Here is a 1,273-nt window from a genome sequence, read left to right as displayed (position 1 = left end):
GGCCCGAAAGAAAGGTAGGAGGCCATGACGAAAGGTCTGCACGTGCCTTCCGAGATCGGCAAGCTCAGGAAGGTCTGCCTGCACCGTCCCGGCGACGAGCTCCTCAACCTGCCGCCCGACGAGCTCGAGCGACTCCTGTTCGACGACGTCCCGTTCCTGGAGGTCGCGCAGCAGGAGCACGACACCTTCGCCCAGATCCTTAAGGACCAGGGCGTGGAGGTGCTCTACCTCGAGAACCTCGTCGCAGAGGTGTTCGACCAGGTCCCCGGCGCCCGCGCCGAGTTCACCGACCAGTACATCGCCGAGGCGGGCATCCGCGGCCAGCAGATGCCGCAGATCGTCCGCGAGAAGCTGGACTCCATCGAGGACAACCTCGAGTTCGTCAAGAAGACCATGGCCGGCATGACCAAGGCCGAGATCGACATGCCCCTCACGGCGTCCACGACCCTCGACTCCCTGGTCAACTCCGAGTCCGAGTCCGACCTGATCATCGACCCGATGCCCAACCTCTACTTCACCCGCGACCCGTTCGCGGTCGTCGGCGAGGGCGTCAACCTCAACCGCATGTACTCGGTCACCCGCAACCGCGAGACCCTGTACGGCAAGTACGTCTTCAAGTACCACCCCGACTACAAGGACGTCTCCCTGTACTTCCGCCGCGACTGCCAGTTCCACACCGAGGGCGGCGACGTGCTGAACATCAACGAGAAGACCCTCGCCGTCGGCATCTCCCAGCGCACCCAGGCCGCCGCGATCGACGTCATGGCCCAGAACATCTTCTGGAACTCCGACTCCAAGGTCGAGCGCATCCTGGCCTTCGACATCCCCGTCTCGCGCGCCTTCATGCACCTCGACACGGTCTTCACCCAGATCGACGTCGATAAGTTCACGATCCACCCCGCCATCATGGGCACCCTGCGCGTCTACGAGCTGACCGCCGGCAAGAACCCGGGCGACGTGAACATCCGCCTGATCGAGGACACCCTCGAGCACGTCCTGGAGGACGCCACCGGCGTCGACCAGGTCAAGCTGATCCCCTGCGGCGGCGGCGACCCGATCGCGGCCTCCCGCGAGCAGTGGAACGACGGCTCCAACACCCTGTGCGTCGAGCCCGGCAAGATCTGCGTCTACGCCCGCAACACCGTCACCAACGACGTGCTGTACAAGGAGGGCCTGGACCTTCTCGTCGTGCCCTCCGCCGAGCTCTCCCGCGGCCGTGGCGGCCCGCGCTGCATGAGCATGCCCTTCTGGCGCGAGGACCTCTAAGGTTTTC

Annotated in this window: 1 protein-coding gene; it reads left to right on the top strand. The window is 65.1% G+C overall.

Going from position 1 to position 1,273, the window contains the following annotated elements; genetic code table 11:
- The first annotated feature begins 24 nt into the window (after positions 1-24).
- Positions 25-1,266, top strand: coding sequence for an arginine deiminase (gene arcA, locus DWW12_RS09685; protein WP_117584235.1), 1,242 nt, complete (start codon positions 25-27; stop codon positions 1,264-1,266).
- Positions 1,267-1,273: the final 7 nt, after the last annotated feature.

The organism is Collinsella sp. AF14-35 (assembly GCF_003464565.1).
GTDB lineage: Bacteria > Actinomycetota > Coriobacteriia > Coriobacteriales > Coriobacteriaceae > Collinsella.
This window is presented reverse-complemented; position numbering and strand designations above follow the sequence as displayed.